The sequence below is a fragment of the Nakamurella sp. A5-74 genome, assembly GCF_040438885.1.
Taxonomy (GTDB): Bacteria; Actinomycetota; Actinomycetes; order Mycobacteriales; family Nakamurellaceae; genus Nakamurella.
Genome location: NZ_CP159218.1, coordinates 648,180 through 667,714, shown reverse-complemented (window position 1 = coordinate 667,714; position 19,535 = coordinate 648,180). Strand labels below are relative to the sequence as shown.

18 protein-coding genes are annotated in these 19,535 nt (G+C 67.8%); 10 read left to right on the top strand and 8 right to left on the bottom strand.

Going from position 1 to position 19,535, the window contains the following annotated elements; genetic code table 11:
- Positions 1 to 50: 50 nt before the first annotated feature.
- On the bottom strand, positions 51 to 371 hold the full coding sequence (locus ABLG96_RS02920; RefSeq protein ID WP_353649931.1) for a putative quinol monooxygenase: 321 nt from the start codon (positions 369 to 371) through the stop codon (positions 51 to 53).
- Between the two features lie 110 nt (positions 372 to 481).
- Here ABLG96_RS02920 and ABLG96_RS02915 point away from each other — a divergent pair, with 110 nt between their 5' ends.
- From ABLG96_RS02915 to ABLG96_RS02905, 3 genes are all read left to right on the top strand, one after another.
- Positions 482 to 1,249, top strand: coding sequence for an IclR family transcriptional regulator (locus ABLG96_RS02915; protein ID WP_353649930.1), 768 nt, complete (start codon positions 482 to 484; stop codon positions 1,247 to 1,249).
- Between the two features lie 88 nt (positions 1,250 to 1,337).
- Complete coding sequence (locus tag ABLG96_RS02910; protein ID WP_353649929.1) at positions 1,338 to 1,913, top strand: hypothetical protein; 576 nt, start codon at positions 1,338 to 1,340, stop codon at positions 1,911 to 1,913.
- Position 1,914: 1 nt separating this feature from the next.
- Positions 1,915 to 3,480: a GMC family oxidoreductase gene (locus ABLG96_RS02905; RefSeq protein WP_353649928.1), complete on the top strand. Its 1,566-nt coding sequence runs from the start codon at positions 1,915 to 1,917 to the stop codon at positions 3,478 to 3,480.
- 321 nt (positions 3,481 to 3,801) lie between these two features.
- Here the strand turns inward: ABLG96_RS02905 and msrA are convergent, their stop codons facing one another.
- Positions 3,802 to 4,509, bottom strand: a complete 708-nt coding sequence (gene msrA, locus ABLG96_RS02900) for a peptide-methionine (S)-S-oxide reductase MsrA (protein WP_353651359.1) — start codon at positions 4,507 to 4,509, stop codon at positions 3,802 to 3,804.
- Positions 4,510 to 4,732: 223 nt separating this feature from the next.
- On the opposite strand from msrA, the gene ABLG96_RS02895 reads away from it, so the two are divergent.
- Genes ABLG96_RS02895 through ABLG96_RS02880 form a run of 4 tightly spaced genes read left to right on the top strand, consistent with a single transcriptional unit; the run spans position 4,733 to position 7,777 of the window.
- Entirely contained in the window at positions 4,733 to 5,956 is a 1,224-nt protein-coding gene (locus tag ABLG96_RS02895; protein WP_353649927.1) for an inorganic phosphate transporter, read from the top strand.
- A gap of 10 nt (positions 5,957 to 5,966) precedes the next feature.
- Positions 5,967 to 6,263, top strand: a complete 297-nt coding sequence (locus ABLG96_RS02890) for a hypothetical protein (protein WP_353649926.1) — start codon at positions 5,967 to 5,969, stop codon at positions 6,261 to 6,263.
- A gap of 9 nt (positions 6,264 to 6,272) precedes the next feature.
- Positions 6,273 to 6,584 carry a DUF3349 domain-containing protein gene (locus ABLG96_RS02885; protein WP_353649925.1) on the top strand — a complete coding sequence of 104 codons (312 nt, stop codon included), beginning with the start codon at positions 6,273 to 6,275 and terminating at the stop codon, positions 6,582 to 6,584.
- A 47-nt stretch (positions 6,585 to 6,631) separates the two neighbouring features.
- Positions 6,632 to 7,777, top strand: coding sequence for an acyl-CoA dehydrogenase family protein (locus ABLG96_RS02880; protein ID WP_353651358.1), 1,146 nt, complete (start codon positions 6,632 to 6,634; stop codon positions 7,775 to 7,777).
- 190 nt (positions 7,778 to 7,967) lie between these two features.
- Here the strand turns inward: ABLG96_RS02880 and ABLG96_RS02875 are convergent, their stop codons facing one another.
- The 6 genes from ABLG96_RS02875 to clpB all read right to left on the bottom strand — a co-directional run bounded on the left by ABLG96_RS02875 (position 7,968) and on the right by clpB (position 15,816).
- A complete protein-coding gene (locus ABLG96_RS02875) occupies positions 7,968 to 8,723 on the bottom strand; it encodes a DUF1365 domain-containing protein (RefSeq protein ID WP_353649924.1) in 756 nt (251 codons plus the stop codon).
- Complete coding sequence (locus tag ABLG96_RS02870) at positions 8,720 to 10,000, bottom strand: FAD-dependent oxidoreductase (protein ID WP_353649923.1); 1,281 nt, start codon at positions 9,998 to 10,000, stop codon at positions 8,720 to 8,722. The genes ABLG96_RS02875 and ABLG96_RS02870 overlap by 4 nt, the downstream gene beginning before the upstream one ends.
- Complete coding sequence (locus ABLG96_RS02865) at positions 9,997 to 10,806, bottom strand: DUF1295 domain-containing protein (protein WP_353649922.1); 810 nt, start codon at positions 10,804 to 10,806, stop codon at positions 9,997 to 9,999. The genes ABLG96_RS02870 and ABLG96_RS02865 overlap by 4 nt, the downstream gene beginning before the upstream one ends.
- The gene (locus tag ABLG96_RS02860) at positions 10,803 to 12,119 is read right to left on the bottom strand and encodes a cyclopropane-fatty-acyl-phospholipid synthase family protein (RefSeq protein ID WP_353649921.1); all 1,317 of its coding nucleotides are present in this window, start codon (positions 12,117 to 12,119) and stop codon (positions 10,803 to 10,805) included. Before ABLG96_RS02860 ends, ABLG96_RS02865 begins: the two co-directional genes overlap by 4 nt.
- Before the next feature lie 179 nt (positions 12,120 to 12,298).
- The gene (locus ABLG96_RS02855; protein WP_353649920.1) at positions 12,299 to 12,850 is read right to left on the bottom strand and encodes a hypothetical protein; all 552 of its coding nucleotides are present in this window, start codon (positions 12,848 to 12,850) and stop codon (positions 12,299 to 12,301) included.
- A 305-nt stretch (positions 12,851 to 13,155) separates the two neighbouring features.
- Complete coding sequence (gene clpB / locus ABLG96_RS02850; RefSeq protein WP_353649919.1) at positions 13,156 to 15,816, bottom strand: ATP-dependent chaperone ClpB; 2,661 nt, start codon at positions 15,814 to 15,816, stop codon at positions 13,156 to 13,158.
- 306 nt (positions 15,817 to 16,122) lie between these two features.
- Here clpB and ABLG96_RS02845 point away from each other — a divergent pair, with 306 nt between their 5' ends.
- From ABLG96_RS02845 to ABLG96_RS02835, 3 genes are all read left to right on the top strand, one after another.
- On the top strand, positions 16,123 to 16,572 hold the full coding sequence (locus tag ABLG96_RS02845; protein WP_353649918.1) for an SRPBCC family protein: 450 nt from the start codon (positions 16,123 to 16,125) through the stop codon (positions 16,570 to 16,572).
- 139 nt (positions 16,573 to 16,711) lie between these two features.
- The gene (locus ABLG96_RS02840) at positions 16,712 to 17,929 is read left to right on the top strand and encodes an AI-2E family transporter (protein ID WP_353649917.1); all 1,218 of its coding nucleotides are present in this window, start codon (positions 16,712 to 16,714) and stop codon (positions 17,927 to 17,929) included.
- Entirely contained in the window at positions 17,926 to 19,533 is a 1,608-nt protein-coding gene (locus ABLG96_RS02835) for a CYTH domain-containing protein (RefSeq protein WP_353649916.1), read from the top strand. The genes ABLG96_RS02840 and ABLG96_RS02835 overlap by 4 nt, the downstream gene beginning before the upstream one ends.
- The last annotated feature ends 2 nt before the right edge of the window (positions 19,534 to 19,535 follow it).

Sequence of the window (19,535 nt, the reverse complement as noted above, 5' to 3'; positions counted from 1 at the left end):
GTTTGGCCAGCGTTCAGACAAGCCCCCTGCCACCTCAGGGCCGTGCCCGGTCAGTCGACCTGCAGCTCACCCATCTCGCCCCAACCGTCGCCCTCGACCTGCCTGGAGACAATCTTCGGGGTCTCAGCGACCAGCGGCTTCATGTCGACCATCGCCTTCCTGAAGTGGTCGGAGTTGACGTGGGGCCCGGCACCGTCGTCGGTGAAAGCTTCGACCAGGACGAAGGTGTCCGGTTCCTCGACGCTGCGGGACCACTCGAACCACAGGTTTCCCGGCTCCTGACGGGTGGCTCGGGTGAACTCGTCGACACTGTCCAGGAAGGTGTCGGTGTGCTCGGGCCTGGCCTTGAATTTCACGACGATGAAGTACACGGTGCCTCCTGGGCGGCGCTGCCGATGTGTGATCCGGCCACGAGGCGACCGGAGTTCCATGGTCGCCACCGTCCCTTCCCCCGTCAAGGAAGCACGGGCAGGATGGAGGCATGTCCACCCCGGCAGCGGTCGGCCCGGTGGCCCGATCGCTGGCGATCCTGGAGGTCGTCGCCGACCGCGGCGGCGCCGGCGCCAAGGAGATCGCCGACGCGCTGGATCTCGCGCTGCCGACCGTCTATCGATTGGCCAGGGATCTCGTCGAGAGCGACTACCTGGTGCACATCCGGCACGAGCGTCGCTACGAACTCGGCCACAAGCTGCACCAATTGGGCCTTTCCCTGCATCGGCAGCTCGGCCTGTCGAGGCCGGTGACGGCGGAGATCGCCCGGCTGCACTCCTCCACCGGCTTTGCCGCCTATCTGGCGGTCCTGCGGGGCGCCGAACTGGTGCTCGTGCACGTGGTCGACTCACCGGATTGCCCCAGGTTGCAGCCATTGCGCTTCGGTTTCCACGAAGTCCCGCACGCCACCGCGTTCGGCAAGATCCTGCTCGCCGAGTGGGGGCCGGACTCGCGCGACGAGTACTTGGCCAGGCACGGTCTGCGCGCCCTGACTGCCCGCACCACCACCGAGCGCGACCGACTCGCGTACGAGCTGCAGAATGTCGGCCGACGCGGGATCGCGTGGGAGCACGAGGAGTTCCTGGCCGGTTGGGCCTGCGCGGCCGCCCCGGTCCGCGGTGCCGACGCCGCACTCATCGGGGCGGTCGCGGTATCTGCGCGGCCGGCGAGTTTCGACGCCCGGGAGGCGGTCACTGAGACCCGCCTCCGGCAGGTGGCGTCCCGGGTGGGAGCGCTGATTCGCGGTTCTCTCACCTGATGAGAACGACCCTGTCGCCGGTCGGATCGGACTCGTACCGTGTGATCCAGGTCGCAACGATGCGACCGTGCGCACGAGGAGGCACCACGTGACCGCCAACCCGCCCCAGGACCAAGTCGAACTGCAGCGCGACACCGCGCCGAGTTCCGCGGAAGACCGGGCCGTCGGTGACGGCGCCGAGGGCGAACTCTCCGACCACCACACGCAGGTCCTGCACCGGCTGCTGCGAGTCACCTATCCGCATCCGTCCTTCCCCGACGGGCCCTACCGCCGCAGCGCTGCCGCCATCCAGGCGACCGACGGTTCGGCCGACCTGTTGCCTGGAGGCCTGGCCGACCTCGACCGCCGCGCCGACGGCGATTTCTGCTCGCTGGACGACGCAGCCGCCACCGAGGTGATCCGGCAGATCGCCGACACCCCGTTCTTCGCGCTGGTGCACTCGACGACCGTCGTGGCCCTGTACGACGACCACGAGGTCTGGGACCTGCTGGGCTATGAGGGCAGCTCGTTCGCCAAGGGCGGCTATCTGCACCGCGGGTTGGACGACCTCGACTGGCTCCCCACGCCGCGGATCGAGGAGTACTCCGGCGAACCGCGCGTCGAGCTCGTCACGGAGCCGGACAACGCCCCGACCGCTACTTCTGCTGCCGCACAGGGAGACTGAGATGACCAGGATCGATGAGAAGGACCCCGTTGTCGTCATCATCGGTTCCGGGGCCGGTGGCGGCACGATGGCGCACGAGCTGTGCACCCAGGGGGTGAAGTGCGTCGTGCTGGAAGCCGGACCGCACCTGACGGGTGAGGACTACGAGAACGACGAGTGGCGTGCGTTCAACCAGATGGCCTGGTTGGACATGCGCACCACCAGCGGAAGCTGGCGGGTGGCAACGGATTTCCCGAACCTCCCGGCCTGGATCGTCAAGGCCGTCGGCGGTTCGACCACGCACTGGTCGGGCGCCACCCCCCGGTTCATGGAGCACGAGTTCAAGGCCGGCACCACCTACGGCGACCTCGACGGCGCCCACCTGCTGGACTGGCCGATCGACCTGGCGGAGTTGGCACCCTGGTACGACAAGGCCGAGATCGCCATGGGATCCAGCCATCGACACGGTAGGCCGCCGTTGCCGGCGAACAACAACTACATGGTGTTCGCGAACGGCGCCGACAAGATCGGGTACCGGTACTACGCCACCGGCCCCTATGCGACCAACGCGGAGCCGTACGACGGGCGACCGGCATCGATCCAGGACGGCTTCAACTTCCAGGGCGACAAACAGGGTGCCAAGTGGTCGACGCTGGTCAGGGAGATCCCACGGGCGCTGGCCACCGGCAATCTGGACCTGCGTCCGGAGTGCCAGGCCACCAGGGTGACGGTCGGCGCGGATGGCAAGGTCGACGGCGTCGAATACCTCGACTCGGCCGGCAACCTGCATCACCAGGCTGCCCGGATCGTCTGCGTCGCAGGCAATTCCATCGAGACGCCGCGTCTGCTGTTGATGAGTGCGACCAAGGGTCATGCAGATGGTCTGGCGAACTCTTCCGGCCAGGTCGGCAGGAACTACCTGCGCCACCTCACCGGTTCTGTGTATGCCCGCTTCGAGGATCCGGTGCGGATGTATCGCGGCGAGACGATGGCCGGGATCATCGCCGACGAGGCGAAGCACGATCCGAGCCGCGGTTTCGTCGGCGGCTTCTACCTGGAGACGCTCTCGTTGGGGCCGGCCTTCCTGGCCAGCTTCGTCGAGCCCGGCGAATGGGGACGGTCCTTCACCGAGAAGATGGAGGCGTACTCACACACCGCCGGGATGTGGATCGTCGGCGAGGACATGCCACAGGAGTCCAACCGGATCACCCTGAACACCGAGGTGAAGGACCACCACGGGTTGCCCGTCGCCAACGTGAACTTCGACGACCACCCCAATGACGTCGCCATGCGTGCCTACGGCTACGGCAAGGCCGACGAGCTCTACACGGCCGTCGGGGCGATCGGCACGCACCACACCCCGCCGTATCCATCGACCCACAACCTGGGAACCAGCCGGATGAGCGACAAGGCGGAGGACGGCGTCACCGACCGGTGGGGCCGCACCCATGACGTGGTCAACCTGTTCGTCAGCGACGGTTCACTGATGACGACCGGCGGGTCCGCGAACCCGACACTGACGATCGTCGCGCTGGCGATGCGACAGGCCGACCACATCCTGCAGGAGCTGGCCGCCGGCAACCTCTGAGGTTCCCCCCGACATGACGGGATCTCGACGCGCTCCTTCGTCGCTTGCTCGACCACCGGAGTTCGAGGGTGATCGAGCGGGCCCTTTGCTGATCGAGCGAGGAACGAGTCGAGATCCCGTTGCGCCACAGCAAGTTCCAGATCTGAGTGGGTCTCGACGCGCTCCTTCGTCGCTTGCTCGACCACCGGAGTTCGAGGGTGATCGAGCGGGCCCTTTTGCTGATCGAGCGAGGAACGAGCCGGAAGCCGGAACGGCGATGCCCACCCGCGTCACGGCCGGGTGGGCATCGAGTCGGAGCACGCCCGAGGAGTCGGGCAGCGATCAGGTCGCGGGGAGCACGTCCTGCTGCGCGGGGAGCTGATCCTGGCGGACGATGCCGACGGGACACGTCAGCCCGTTCGGGCCGTGGTTGCAGTAGCCACCGGGGTTCTTGTCCAGGTACTGCTGGTGGTAGTCCTCGGCGTAGTAGAACGGCCCGGCGTCCTCCGCCGACCGAATCTCGGTCGCAGGTGCATCGTATCCGTTGTCGCGCAACACCTTCGCGAACGCATCCCGGGTACTCAGCGCGGCCTGCTGCTGCTGCGGGGTGGTGGTGTAGATCGCTGAGCGGTACTGGGTGCCGACGTCGTTGCCCTGGCGGTTGAGCTGGGTCGGATCGTGGTTCTCCCAGAACGCCTTGAGCAACTGCTCGGCGGAGGTCTGCGCAGGATCGAACGCGACCAGTACAGCTTCGGCATGCCCGGTCCGACCGGTGCACACCTCCTCGTACGTGGGGTTCGGGGTGAATCCGCCCTGATAGCCGACCGCGGTGGAGACCACACCCGGAAGCTTCCACATGATGCGCTCGGCGCCCCAGAAACAGCCGAACGCGACGTACAGGATCTCGGCAGTGCCGGTCGGTTCGAACGGAGCAACCATCGGCGTGTGGAGCACGGTGTGCCGACCGGCGACCGGCACTGGAGTATCGCGGCCGGGCAGGGCTGAGTCCTTGTCGACCGTCGGCGAGTTCCGGGAGAAGAGGTTCATCATCACCACTGTACGAGCGTTGCGCGCCGTCGGGGTATTCCCGGATCGGCGCAGGTGGGGGCTGCCCCGGAGAGGTCCGGTGAAGCCGGTGGTCGGACCGCGGGCATGCCGGTGGGGACCCGGCCGCGACACGCTCGACGGAACACTCCGACATGTTGGATGAACACTCGGTGAACCAAGCCTTTGATGGCTTCGGGCACCGAACTGCGAGCCGCACACTGATCTGATGAACGCAGAGTTCTTGATCCTGATCCTGGTGGTCGTCACGGCCCTGGCCTTCGACTTCACCAACGGATTCCACGACACCGGGAACGCGATGGCCACGTCCATCGCGACCGGCGCACTCAAGCCGAAGGTGGCGGTCACGCTTTCCGCGGTGCTCAACCTGGTCGGAGCATTCCTGTCCGTCGAGGTCGCCCTCACCGTCACGAACGCGGTGATCAAGATCCAGGACAAGTCGGGGGCACCGAAGCCCGAGTTCCTGGCCGACGGTGGCTCCTCGCTCCTGATGATCGTGCTCGCCGGCCTCGTCGGCGGGATCATCTGGAACCTCGCCACCTGGCTGCTGGGGCTCCCGTCCAGCTCGTCCCACGCGTTGTTCGGCGGCCTGGTCGGCGCCGGGATCGCCGCGGTCGGCTTCGGTGGCGTCAACTGGGTCGGGGATGGCACGAAGTTGGACGGCGTGGTCGGCAAGGTGATCCTCCCTGCACTGTTCTCCCCCGTCATCGCGGCCGCGATCGCCGCGGCGGGTACCTACCTGATCCACCGCATCACCCGCACGGTGACCGATCGCTACCGGGAAGCAGGCTTCCGCTGGGGCCAGATCGGCTCGGCGTCGATGGTCTCGCTCGCCCACGGCACCAATGACGCGCAGAAGACGATGGGCGTCATCACCCTGGCGCTGCTGGCCTCCGGTCACTGGACGTCCACCACCGCCGTGCCGTTCTGGGTCAAGATCAGCTGCGCGCTGGCCATCGCCCTGGGCACCTACATCGGCGGCTGGCGGGTGATCCGCACCCTCGGCAAGGGCCTGGTCGAGATCAGCTCGCCGCAGGGCATGGCCGCCGAGAGCTCGTCCGCTGCCGTCATCCTGGTGTCCAGCCATCTGGGATTCGCGCTCTCCACGACCCATGTGGCCACCGGTTCCATCCTGGGCAGTGGCATCGGGAAGAAGGGCGCAGAGGTCCGCTGGAAGGTCGCCGGCCGGATGGCCCTGGCCTGGCTGATCACGCTGCCGGCCGCCGCGATCGTCGGTGCACTCACCTGGTTCATCGGTCACACCATCGGTGGCCTCGGTGGCGCGCTGCTCATCTTCGCCCTGCTCGCCGCTGCCGCGACGTACATGTACCTGCGGTCGCGCAGGACCGCCGTCCACGCCGGCAACGTGAACGACGACTGGGCCGACGCGAAGCGGGAAACGTCCGCACCCACCCTCACCAGCACCCACTGAGAGGCACACCGTGCACAACGTCTCACTCGCCCTGGGTGGAGCCTGGAAGGTATTGCTCTACGGGCTGCTGCTCGGCGCCGGCCTACCGGCTGTCTTCGCCCTCGGCATGAAATCGTTGTCCTGGGGGACTTCTCACGGCAGCACCACGACCGCAACGGCGCCGCATCCCGTCGGCCGGGTCGTCGCGATCCTCTGCTTCGCGTTGGTGATCGCTGTCGCGCTCACCGGGGTCGCGTTCATCATCGCCTCGGGGATGGGCAAGACCATCAGCTTCCAGCACGTCTTCCCGACGTTCGTCGACAAGTAGGCGCGGGACATGGCAACCATGACCGGATTTCTCAGCCGGGTCGTCGACTGGCTGCGTGAGGGGTACCCGGCTGGGATCCCTGCCCAGGACACGATTCCTGTGCTGGCGCTCCTCCGACGGCGTCTCACGGACAGCGAAGTGGCGGAGATCGCGACCGAACTGCGGGCCTCCGGACTGCTGCCGGCCGACCCGGACGCGGCGGTCGGCTCGACCCACATCGGAGCCGAGATCACCAAGGTGACCGACGAGCTCCCGCTGCCGGGGGACATCCAGCGGGTCGCCGAGCACCTGCTGTTCCGCGGCTTCCCGGCGCACGACTGAGCCTGCGAGCTCGCCGACAGCCGTAGATTGGCGTGGTGAGCCAGCCCATCCCGGAATCCGTCCTCGCCACCTCGCCGGCACTCGGCGGGGCCTCAGAACCCACACTCCTGGAACGCATTCGCGGCCGCGCCGAGCGCTACGACCGGGAGAACAGCTTCTTCACCGAGGATCTCGACGAGCTGCGAGCCGCCGGCTACCTGCGACCGCGGCCGTTGCTGCAGGTGGTGCGCGACCAACGCCTGCTGGCCGCCCACGCACCTGCGACCGCGCTGGGCCTCAACATGCACCTCGTCTGGGTCGGCGTCGCCAGAGTGCTCGCGGCCCGCGGTGACCACTCGTTGCAGTGGGTGTCGGACGAGGCTGACGCGGGAGAACTGTTCGCCTTCGGCAACAGCGAACCCGGTAACGACCTGGTGCTCTGGGACTCACTGACCACTGCCACAGCGGCGGACGACGGCGGGTTCTCCTTCACCGGCACCAAGATCTTCACCTCGCTCTCCCCCGCCTGGACCCGGCTGGGAATCTTCGGCAAGCAGCAGGACGGACCGGACGGACCGCGCCTGGTGCACGGGTTCCTCACCAGGGACACCCCCGGCTGGCGGTCCCTGGAGGACTGGGACACCCTCGGCATGCGCGCGACCCAGAGCCACACGACCGTGCTGGACAACGCTGTCGTCGCCGCGAACCGGGTGAGCCGGTTCCTGCCGGTCGGGCCGAACGCCGACCCGTTCGTGTTCGGGATCTTCGCGACCTTCCTGCTGTCGATCGCCGCGGTGTACGCCGGCATCGCCGACCGGGCGCTGGAGCTGGCCGTCGAGGCGACGCACCGGCGCACGAGCCTGCGCACCGGGGCTGCCTACGCCGCCGATCCGGACATCCGTTGGCAGGTCGCCGACATCGCGCTGTCGGTGGACGCGCTGCGGCCGGAGTTGGAGACGCTGGCCGCCGACGTCGACGCGGTGCGCGATCACGGCGCCGACTGGTTCCGCTACCTCACCGGCGCGAAACACCGCGCCACGGAGACGGCCCGCCGCGCGGTGGATCGTGCTGCCAGGGTCAGCGGTGGAGGCGGCTACCGCAACTCCGCCGAGCTCGCCCGACTGCAGCGGGACGTGTTGGCCGGGATCTTCCATCCCTCCGACACCGAGTCGATCCACTCGACCGTCGCGACGAACCTCCTCGGGCCCGCCTGAGACAGTCTCGACTCGCTGCGCTCGCTCGACCGGCATCAAGTGCTCGCATGTGCCGCTTGGCTGTGTACTGGTGGGGCCGTGGATGGGGGCGATGCGCAGCCCTCTGCAGCGCGTCAGATCCGCCGGTGAGCCTGCGAACCGAAGGATCCAGCGAAGGCTGCGGAGCAGCGCCCCGATCCACGCACCGGGGCTACGGGCGGGTGGAACTCGGGGTCTCGGCGGGGCGGGAGAGGTTGCCGCCGTTCTCGGGGCGACGCTGCACCTTCAGGCGGCGGGCCCACAGCAGGATCCCCCGCCAGCGGATCAGGGCCGGCACCCGCCAGCTGCGCCCGGGAACCCGGCGCAGCGCGCGGCGCATCGTGGTCGAGGTCAACGGCTGCAATGGGCCACCGACCGTGGCCGCCAGCACCAGCGCGCCGTCGCGGTGCAGATTGACGGTGACTCGTAGCGCACCGTCATCGAGGGTCCAGCTCACCCGGTACTCACCGTTGAGGTCGTTGAACGGGGAGACGTAGAAGTCCTTGTCGACGCGGTGCTGCTGCTGCGCACCGGGAAGCACGTACGCGTTGCGCTCGCCGTAGGTGTTGTGCACCTCCAGGACCATCACCCGGACGTCACCCCTGGAGTCGTACACCCAGAGCACCGACAGCGGGTCGAACACCTTGCCTGCGACCCGCGGCTGGGCGAACAGCAGCACCGTGTCGTTTCCGAGCACCTGCTGTCCCGCCTCCATCAGCAGCTCGTCGAGATCGTGGCGAAAACCGTTGCCGCGTAGATGATCCGCCGGGTCGAGGTCGTAGCGGGTGCGGCCGATCCGCACCGTCGGCAGGTCGTCGACGTCCACCAGCCAGTGCAGGCTTGCATAGCTGAAGTGATCCGCCCGCTCGATCCTGCGACGGTGCATGACCTCACCGGGGACGATCGCCGGCACCACTGGAATGCTCACCACCCGGCCCCCAGGGCTGCGGCGGCTTCCACACCCGACCGGCACCCGTCTTCGTGGAAACCCCACCCGTGGTACGCACCGGCGAACGCGGTGACGGCCGTGTTCAGTTGCGGCAGTTGTACTCTCGCCCGACCGGATGCCAGGTCGTAGACCGGGTGCTGATACTCCATCTCCGCGATGATCGTCTGCGGATCGATCCGATCGGACGCGTTCAACGTGACCAGGAACGGTCGCGGCGCGTCGAGGCTCTGCAACTTGTTCATCCAGTAGGTGACGATCGGGCCGTCGTCCGCCGACGGCGACTCGGGGACGAGATAGTTCCAGGACGCCTGGGCGCCGCGTGCCCTGGGCAGCAGCGAGGTGTCGCTGTGCAACACGGTGTGATTGGGGGTGTACTGGAATGCGGCCAGGATGCGCTGTTCGTCGGCCGACGGGTCGCCGAGCAGCGACAGTGCCTGATCGGCGTGGGTCGCGATCACGACCTTGTCGAAGGGGGCGGCGACGCCTGAGTCGTCGGTGATGTCGACCCCGCCCGGGGTGCGCATCACCTGCGTCACCTTGCGCCCGGCCCGCACGGTGTGGCCGTCCTTCGTCAGCACCTGGTGGATCGCCTCGACATAGGTGCCCGATCCTCCCGGGATGGTGAGCCATCGCGGCGAGCCGGTGACGCTCAACAGTCCGTGGTGCTCCAGGAACCTGAACAGGAAACGCGCCGGGTACTCCAGTGCCAGACCCGACCCGCACGACCACACGCAGGCCACCACCGGGACGGCATACAGCTCGATGAAGCCGGCCGAGAACTTGTTGCTGCGCAAGAAGTCCCCGTAGGTGGTCTCGTCGTCATCGGTGGACGAGCGAAGGAACGCGGAGGCCGTCCGGTGGAACCGACGCACCTGGGCGATCAACCCGAGGAACTTCGGCGACAGCAGCTGCCGCGGCTGGGCCAGCACCCCGGCCAGGCCGCGACCGCCGGCGTACTCCAGACCGCTGATCTCGTGCCGGATGCTCATGCTCATCTCGGCCTCACGGGCCTGGATGCCGAGTTCTCCGAACAACTTGCGCAGCAGTGGGTACGTCCGGTCGTTGTGCACGATGAATCCGGAGTCGACGCCGATCATCCGGCCGCGACCGTCGTCGACCTGGTGGGTGTGCGCATGACCGCCCAGGCGGGACTCCACCTCGAACAGCGTGACGTCGTGAGTCTTGCGCAGCAGGTACGCGGCGGTCAGACCGGACACACCTGCGCCGATCACTGCGGCGGTGGGACGGGTACTCATGACGGGCTCTTCTCGATCTGCTGCAGGGGCCCCTTCTTCGGGGGCAGTGGGAAGAATCCGGAGGTGGCTTCGACGTACTCGGCATAGCCGGGCTTGCTCTTGCTCATCCGTTTCTCGGTGAGGGCCTTGCCGGTCTTGTTCACGAGCAGATAGATCATCGCCACCGGTGACAGCACCGTGAGCCACCCGACCCAGGTCCAGGCAACGGTCAGGAAGATGCCCGTCCACACCGCTGCGTCGCCGAAGTAGTTGGGGTGCCGGGTGTAGCGCCACAGGCCGAAGCGCATGACCTTGCCCTTGTTGGCGGAGTCCTTCTTGAACGCGGCCAGCTGGGAGTCACCCACCGATTCGAAGAACAACCCGATGGCCCACACGACGATCCCGATGACGACGACCCACCACGCCGGTCGCTCGAGCAGCATGGCCAGCTGCACCGGGATCGAGACGAACCACATCGCCAGGCCCTGCGGCAGCTGGACCTTCCGGACGATGGCGCTCGGACCGGAGTCCTGCAGCATCTCCGTGTAGCGCTCATCCTCGGGCAGCCCGTGGTTGCGCAGCAGGATGTAGATCCCCAGCCGCAGGCCCCAGATGGTCACCATCGCCAGCACGATCCAGCGCAGCGTCGGTGTTCCGTCGCCGAGGGTCACCAGGAACGACACCCAGGCGACGACGACGAAGCCGGGTCCCCAGACCGCGTCGATGATCGAGTACTTCCCGGTGATCCGGCCGACGACGAAGCTCGCGGCCATGATCAGCAGGACGGCCCCGAGAGCCGACAGCAGCACTGCCCAGAACGGGGTCACGACTGCTCCCAGACGGCGCGGCCGGCCGGCAGTTCGGCGCTGCCGTCGGAATGGGGGCGGGTCAGCAGGATCTGGTCGACACCCATCCGGCCGGAGGTGAAGGCCAGCGATGCGCCGACCAGGTAGAGGCGCCAGATCCGCGCGCCGGTCTCACCGAGCATCGCCACGGCACGCTCCCAGTGCGCCTCGAGGATCTCCGTCCAGTCGTCGCAGGTCCACGCGTAGTGCTCACGCAGGGCGTGCACGTCGCGAACCTCGAGACCTGCCCGGCCGAAGTGTCCGAGAGTCACCGAGAGCGGCTTCATGTGCATGTCGGGAGCGATGTACGTCTCGATGAACGCGCCGCCGCCGGGAGCGTTCTCACCGCGGGACATCTGCTGGACCAGGATCCGGCCGCCGGGGCGGACGCGGTCGCGGAGCAGAGCGGCGAACGCCGGGTACTCGTCCTCGCCGACGTGCTCGCCCATCTCGATCGCGGTGACGGAGTCGAAGCTGCTCCCGCCGATGCGATCGAGGATCTCCGGCTTGTCGAGGTCGCGGTAGTCCGCGTGCACGACGGTCACCAGATCGGCCAGCCCGGCATCGGCGACGCGTTTGGTGACGTACTCGTACTGCTGACGCGACAGCGTGACGCCGACCGACCGGGTGCCGTAGTGGGCCGCCGCATGGCAGATCAGCGATCCCCAGCCGCAGCCGACATCGAGGTGGCGTTGGCCTTCCTTGAGCCCGAGCTTGCGGCAGATCAGGTCGAGCTTCGCCTGTTGGGCGTCGACCAGAGAGCCGTCTGGTCCTTGGGTGTAATAGCCGCAGGAGTAGGCCATCGAGTCGTCGAGCAACAGCTCGTAGAACTCGTTGCCGACGTCGTAGTGGTGGGCAATGGCGGCCCGGTCGCGGTCCTGCGTGTGTCGGCGGCCGCGGAGCTTGGCCGCCTGTCCGGGACGCGGCGGCTTGGTACCGATGGCACCGAGGCGGACAGCATCGCCGAGCAGCGGCAGCAACTTCTTCACGGACCGCTTGACGGGCGTCTCGGTGCTGGGCGCCCAGATGGCGCCGAGTGCGGCCAACAGGTCACCCTCGACGTCGAGATCACCGCTGATGTATGCCTCGGCGAGGCCGAGCTCGCCGGGAGCCCACACCAGCCGGCGCAGTGCACGCTGGGAACGGAACACCAGTCGCGGGGCATCGGGGCCGTCGAGGGGCGAACCGACCGGCGCCGGCACCTCCGACCCGTCCCAGGAGCGGACGCCGATGGGGAGCGGTGAGCCGAGCAGTTCCGCTGCGGCGGACGTGATGCGCTGAGCGGTACTGGTCATGCCGGTGTTTCGCAACAGCGGACATATCGGATTGCCGACACTGGTTCTCCCGGGATCGTGGATCGCCCGCTCAGTATCCAGCGCACGAGGTTCCGAATCGTCGCTGACCCATGACGACAGAGATCCCGGGTCGCGGTGCGCGACCCGGGATCTCCGGTGGTGAGTCCGTCGGGCAGGACTCAGGAGGTCCGCGGGCCTACGCCAAATCTCGGATCGACGCCGATGAGAGTGACGGCACCTCCAGCGATGAGCAGCCAGATTCCAATCCCGACCGCCCCCGAAGCGCCCGAACCCAATGCTTCGAACCGACCAATCACGGTTTCAATTTGGACCAGCTCGTAGACACCGAGGCCGAGCACTCCCAAGCCACCGATCAGTCCCAGAACACTCAGCGCCCCTTGCTTAAGGACCACCAGGAGAACCCCTCCAAGCGCTGCAACTGCTCCCGCTCCGATCACGAACCACCCATCACCAATATTGGTCTCCGGCAGCTCCGCTCCGGCGGGCAGACCGCTGACGTCGCCCATGCCGTTCACCGAGATCGAGACGGAGTTCGCACGCAATGAGGCCCAGCTCAGGAACGCAGCGACGATGGCGACCGCGCCGCCGATGATCTGTAGCGTTCCGGCAGGCAAGTTGGCGCGCCGAGCGGAAAGTTCAGCGCTAACCCTGGCATCCACCTCCTCAGGTTGCTGTCCGTAAGGCGCATTCATGCTGGGTGTCTGAGACATGTCCACACTCCACTGTGTCCTGGTGCGGTGGGTCACCGCGCAGTCTCATGACCGCTCCGTTGAGCAGCCGCACAGAGCGTAGGCACGGATGAGCCTGTGGCGTCGTAGATCTGGCGCATTCGGGTGGTCGAGATCAACAACCGGTGCCGTCACCACGGGATCTCGACTCCTCCGTCGCTCGATCAACGGAGAATTCGGTGGTCCCCTTCGTCTCCTCCGTCGCTCAGGACAGGGAGCACGCGAGGAACGAGCGCGTCGAGACCCCGTCACAGCGCCGACGGGTGTGGTCTGACGGATGGTGGCGCTCAGTCGATCTTGGCCGGACGGGTGGAGCTGACCACGAGACCGGGGGCGTCGGCTGCGACCAGGTCCTCGTGACCGCCGTCCTGCCCGCGGTCGATGTCGACCGTCACCGTGTCTCCGTCCAGGATCGCACCGGCCAGCAGCGATCTCGCCAGCTGGTCACCGATGGCCGACTGCACGAGCCGCCGCAGCGGACGCGCGCCGTACATCGGGTCGAACCCACTGAGCGACAGCCATTCCCGGGCCGCATCGGACACTTCCAGGACCAACCGACGGGCCGCCAGCCGCTTCGCCAGCTGCTCGATCTGGATGTCGACGATGGCGCCCAACTCCTCGGGGCCGAGCGCGTCGAAGACGACGACCTCGTCCAGTCGATTGAGGAACTCCGGCTTGAAGGCGCTGCGCACCACAGCCATCACGGCGTCGTGCCGTTGTCCCGCGTCCAGCGACGGATCCATCAGCGCCGCGGACCCCAGGTTGGAGGTCAGGATCAGCAAGGTGTTGCGGAAGTCGACGGTGCGCCCCTGACCGTCGGTCAGCCGGCCGTCGTCCAGCACCTGCAGCAGGATGTCGAAGACGTCGGGGTGCGCCTTCTCCACCTCGTCCAGCAGCACGACGGTGTACGGCCGACGGCGTACTGCCTCGGTGAGCTGGCCGCCCTCCTCGTAGCCGACGTACCCGGGCGGAGCACCGACCAGCCTGGCGACGGCGTGCTTCTCGGAGTACTCGCTCATGTCGACCCGCACCATGGCGCGGGCATCGTCGAACAGGAAGTCCGCCAACGCCTTCGCCAGCTCCGTCTTGCCGACCCCGGTCGGCCCGAGGAAGACGAACGAGCCGATCGGCCGGTCCGGGTCGGAGATCCCGGCGCGGGCGCGACGGACCGCGTCCGAGACGGCGCTGATCGCCCGGCGCTGGCCGATGACGCGCCTGCCCAGCTCGGTCTCCATCCGCAGCAGCTTGCTGGTCTCGCCCTCGAGCAATCGTCCCGCCGGGATCCCGGTCCAGGCGGCGATCACGGTGGCGATGTCGTCGGGGGTGACTTCCTCCGACACCATCGACTTCTGGCCGGACTGACCGGGCAACGTCCGCTCCACCGCCTGCGAGGCCTCCTCCAGCTCACGCTCCAGCTGCGGGATCTGGCCGTACAGCAGCGCCGAGGCCTGGGCCAGATCTCCGTCACGCTGGAAGCGCTCGGCCTGGATGCGCAGCTCGTCGATCTGCTTCTTCAGCTCACCGACGCGGTTCAGGCCCGATTTCTCCTGCTCCCAGCGACCCTTGAGCGAGCCCAGCAACTCGTTGCGGTCGGCCAGGTCGATCTTCAGCCTGGCCAGCCGATCGACCGAGGCCGCATCGGATTCCTTGGCCAGCGCCAACTCCTCCATCTTGAGCCGGTCCACCTGCCGCTGCAGCTCGTCGATCTCCACGGGCGACGAGTCGATCTCCATCCGCAACCGGGACGCCGACTCGTCGATCAGGTCGATCGCCTTGTCCGGCAGGAACCTGCTGGTGATGTAACGGTCGGACAATGTCACCGCGGCGACGATGGCGGAGTCGGAGATCCGCACCCCGTGGTGCGCCTCGTACCGCTCCTTGATCCCGCGCAGGATGCCGATGGAATCCTCCACACTGGGCTCACCCACCAGCACCTGCTGGAACCGCCGCTCCAACGCAGCGTCCTTCTCGATGTGTTGGCGGTACTCGTCCAGGGTCGTCGCCCCGACCATCCGCAGTTCGCCACGGGCGAGCATCGGCTTGAGCATGTTGCCGGCGTCGAGCGCACCCTCACCGGAGGCGCCCGCTCCGACGACGGTGTGCAACTCGTCGATGAAGGTGATCACCTGGCCACCGGAGCCCTTGATCTCCTCGAGGACGGCCTTGAGCCGCTCCTCGAACTCCCCGCGGTACTTGGCCCCGGCGACCATGGCACCGAGGTCGAGCGACATCAATCGCTTGCCCCGCAACGACTCCGGGACGTCTCCTGCGACGATGCGCTGGGCCAACCCTTCGACCACGGCGGTCTTGCCGACACCGGGCTCGCCGATCAGGACAGGGTTGTTCTTGGTGCGACGGGACAACACCTGGATGACCCGCCGGATCTCCGCGTCGCGGCCGATGACCGGATCGATGGCCCCTTCGCGGGCCCGCTCGGTGAGGTCGACGGCGTACTTCTCGAGCGCCTGGTAGGTGCCCTCGGGATCGGCGGAGGTGACCTTGCGATCGCCGCCACGCACGATCGGGAACGCCTCGACGAGCGCGTCCGTGGTCGCGCCGTGCTGGATCAGCAGGTCGCCGATCGGGCTTCCCTTGTGTGCCAGTGCAGCCAGCAGGTGCTCGGTGGAGATGAACTCGTCACCGGCCGCGGACATCAGCTGCTCGGCCCTGGTGATGCCGTTCGCGAGCTCACGGGACAGCTGTGGGTCGGCGATGGTCGTCCCACTGACGCTGGGCAGCTGGTTCAACTGCCCCTTGAGAGCGTTGCTGACGGCGATCGGATCGGCGCCCACCGCACGCAGCAGCGCCGGTGCGGTGGAGCCGTCGGTGGCGAGCAGCGCCAGCAACAGGTGGGCCGGCTCGACGGTCGCATTGCCGGCTGATCGGGCGGCCTGGATGGCAGCGGCCAGTACTTCGCGGCTGCGAGTGGTGAGTCGCTCGGTGTTCATGGGTGAAGTGTTCTCCTGCGGGTGTCGATCGGGGACGGATCTGTGCGCCGGACACGGGTGAATTGCTGCCGCTGACGCATCCAGAGGTGTCAACGTCCACAGAGTTGAGTGTGTTCCGCTCAACTTGATCGGCGATCGAGCGGCGAAGGAGACGAGATCCCGATCGATCCGCGATGGGGTCTCGTCACGCTAGTTCCTCGCTGCTCGACCACCGGAGCTCGGAAGCGTGAGCGCGAGGTGGGGCGGGTACCGGCGCAGCGACCCACCCGCGCACTGCGACCGGCCGCCAGGCCCGGAGGATCGACCATGACCGTCACCACCCGCACCTTCACCGTCGTCCCGAAGCCGGCTGAGGTGCTGGAGTACCTGGCCGACTTCGGCAACGCCGAGCAGTGGGATCCCGGCACGGTCAGCTGCACCCGTCTGGACAGCGGGCCGGTCACGATCGGCTCGTCCTGGCGCAACGTCTCGAAGTTCATCGGCCGCGAGGTGGAGCTCACCTACACGCTGAGGGAGAGCACCGCTTCCCGGGTGGTGCTCGAGGGCAGGAACGACAGCGCCACCTCCACCGACACCATGGAGGTCGTCCCCAACGGTGCGGGCAGCCGGATCACCTACACCGCCGACCTGGAGATGCACGGAGTGGCCAAGCTGGCCACCCCGATCGTGAAGGTGGTCTTCGAGAAACTGGGCAACGACACCGAGGACCAGATGTCCGACGTGCTGAACGGACTGTCGTCGAGCAGGAAGCCCTGATCTACGCTCGTGCCGGGTCCACCGATCCGCCCACCGTCAGCTCCCAGGGGGAACCGTGTCCGGCTCCGAGTCAGCAGCAGCGCCACAGGAGCAGCCAGCCGACAGCAGCTCCCCCGCGCATCGGGCGTCCGAGGCTCCGATGACGACCGTCGGCCGCTCCGGTCGACGTCGTCCCTCCAGGGCTGATCCGGATCCTGACCACCTGCCGTATCCGCTGGTACTGGCTGCCGGCTGGTCGTGGCGGATCATCGTCGTGCTGGCGGCGATCGCACTGCTCAACCTCGGTCTGCAGGCGCTCAGCATGGTCGTCGTCCCACTGGCCATCGCACTGCTGCTGACCGCCCTGCTGTCGCCGGTGGTGACGTTCCTGCACGGCAGGTGGAAGTTCCCCCGGGCCGCTGCGACCGCCGCAGCGCTGGTCGTGTTCCTGGCGGTCGTCGTCGGTCTGCTGACGTTCGCCGGCGCGCAGATCGCGAGCGGCATGTCCGGAATGCTGGACAGCGCCAAGGGGGGACTCGACCAGATCGTCAACTGGCTCAAGGACGGGCCGCTGCACCTGAGCGAGCAGCAACTCGACGACTATTACCAGAAAGCCAAGGACTCGTTCTCCGGCAGCGGGAGCGGCAGTTGGATCAGTCGCGGCACCGAATGGGCCGGTACCGCTGGACACTTCTTCGCCGGCGTCGTCATCGCGCTGTTCGCGACGTTCTTCTTCCTGGCGCAGGGGGAACGGATCGCGGTCTTCCTCATCGCGTTGATGCCGCACAAGGCGCAGCAGCCCACCTATCAGGCAGGCCGTCGCGGGTGGGTCAGCCTCACCTCCTACATCCGGGTCCAGATACTGGTGGCTGCCGTCGACGCGGTGGGCATCGGGATCGGAGCGCTGGTACTGCAGTTGCCGTTCGTGATCGCGCTCGCGCTGCTGGTGTTCCTGGCGTCGTTCATTCCGATCGTCGGTGCGATCGCTTCCGGCGCGGTCGCCGTGCTGGTCGCGCTGGTGACGCACGGACCGGTCTCCGCACTGGTGATGATCGCCGTCGTGCTGGCTGTGCAGCAGCTGGAATCCCATGTCCTGCAGCCAGTTCTGATGGGCAGGGCGGTCTCGCTGCACCCGCTGGCGGTGATCCTGGGAGTGGTGATCGGGTCGTCTTTGCTGGGCATCGTCGGTGCACTGTTCGCGGTGCCTTTCCTCGCCGTGATCAACAGCATGGTGCGCTACTACCACGACCTCGATCCGTTCCCGGCCCTGGGCGACGGTCCGCTGCCGAAGGCGGGTCGACCGGAGAGACCGCTCGGCCCGCAGGAGCGGAGCGGTGCAGCCGGCGGGGACGGGACCACCGTGCCGGACTCGCCGTGAGCACACCACTGATCGGGCATCGCGAGATCGAGACCAAGCTCGAGGTCCCTGACGGCCCCGACTGGGCGGAGATCCCGGATCCCACCGAGGATCCGGCCGTGACCGCCATCGGCATCGCCGGCAGACGCCCGACCGAGACGCATCAGCTCGATGCCCAGTACTACGACACCGAGTCGCTCGATCTGCTGTCCTCCCGGGTGACGCTCCGGCGCCGCACCGGTGGACACGATGCCGGGTGGCACCTGAAACTGCCGGCACGCCAGGAGGATCCCCGCGCTTCGGACCATCCGAAATTGCCCCAACAGGCGGAGGAGCGTCGGGAATGGCACATCCCGTTCACTGCCGACCAGCCCGCTGCTGCGAGCAGCGACACAGTCCGGGAGCGCGGGAGCGCGGGTACCGGCGACCGCTCGGCGAGATCAGTGCCGGCACCGCTGCTCCGCGCTGTGATCGGCACCGCACGTGGACGCTGGATCGGTCCGGTCGCCAGGCTGCACACCGAACGGACCGTGACCGTGCTGGAGGGTGCCGACGGCACACCGTTGCTGGAGATCGCCGACGACCGGGTGAGCGGCCAGCGGTACGGGGACGAGGACACCGTCACCTGGCGCGAGGTCGAGGTGGAGCTCCTCGAGGGAACGACCGATCAGCTCCACGCGGTGGTCGACCACCTGACCTCCCGCGGGGCGACCGTGTCCCGCCGACCCTCCAAGGTCGGCACCGTACTCACCCCGTCCACCCTTCCCGAAGCGGCACACACCCTGGCCGGACGGCTGCTCCGTCGATCCAGGGACAGTCTGGTGACCGCGGACCGATCGCTGCGGATGGACGTGGGAAACGCTGCCCCGCTGGCGTTCTCGGCCATCCGCTCGGCGCGAGCGGTCTCGGAACTGCTCGGCGCCGCCGATCGGCCGGCCGCGGCGGCCCTGCACCAGTGGGAGCGGGTGGTCTCCGGCGAACGCGACGTGCAGGTGGGCCGGGCGTTGCTGCTCGGAGAACTCACCGACACCCACGTCAGACATGCGGATCAGGCGCACGGCATCGTCGAACTCGAGCTGAACCGTCGCGAGCGACGACTGGCGGAAGCGATCACGTCGCAACTCGACTCGGAGGAGCATTTTGCGCTGCTGAAGGACTGGGACGAGCTCGCCGACGGCGGCGCCACACCGGTGATCGAAGCCGATCGGATCGAAGAGCGCATAGACGCGATCTGGCACGACCTGCAGGACGCTGTCGACGCCGCGCTGTCCGATCCCGATTTCTCCTCGGCGGTGGCCGATGCGCACGGCGCGGCGGTCCTGGCGAGGGACTGTCTGCTGGCTCTGATGCCCGAGTTCGTGCCCGACGCGCAGATGGACGCAGAGGACACGGTGGGCGCGCTCGACACGGTGATCGCGGCGCTGGCCGTGCACCGGGATGCCCGCAAGGCCGCGACGTTGGTGGAGACGCTCGCCGACGATCCGATGACGGACGGTCCGGTGGGTTTCGTGCTCGGCCGGCTCTACGCCCTGATGATCAGCACCCAGCACGGCGCCCTGGAGGACTTCGGCGACGTCTGGGACGAGCTCGGCGAGACCCGCCTGTCGATCAGCGTCGCCGGCTGATC